The sequence below is a fragment of the Halorubrum sp. SP9 genome (assembly GCF_005435015.1).
Classification (GTDB): domain Archaea; phylum Halobacteriota; class Halobacteria; order Halobacteriales; family Haloferacaceae; genus Halorubrum; species Halorubrum sodomense.
Genome location: NZ_SGXU01000636.1, coordinates 1 through 270, shown reverse-complemented (window position 1 = coordinate 270; position 270 = coordinate 1). Strand labels below are relative to the sequence as shown.

1 pseudogene is annotated in these 270 nt (G+C 59.6%); it reads left to right on the top strand.

The window, feature by feature from the left end:
* Nucleotides 1-176 (top strand): annotated as a pseudogene (locus EXE45_RS21775) (ribonucleotide-diphosphate reductase subunit alpha); the annotation flags it as partial.
* Nucleotides 177-270: the final 94 nt, after the last annotated feature.

Below are 270 nucleotides of genomic sequence, written 5' to 3'. Positions count from 1 at the left end.
AAGCACAGAGCGTGAACGTCTCGATCGACCCGAGCGAAGTGAGCGTGAAAGAGATCAATCAGCTCTACATCGAAGCGTGGAAGAAGGGCGTCAAGAGCCTCTACTATCAGCACAGCGTGAACGCCGCACAGAAGTTCAGTCGAGACATTCTCGAGTGTCGGGCCTGTGAGAGCTGATCGCTCCTCGTAGTCGGCCTGCCCGTTACCCCGGTCCCTCCGTCTTCGAATCCAGGTCGCCGTCGGGCTGCTCCGGGCTGTCGACCCCGAGAAC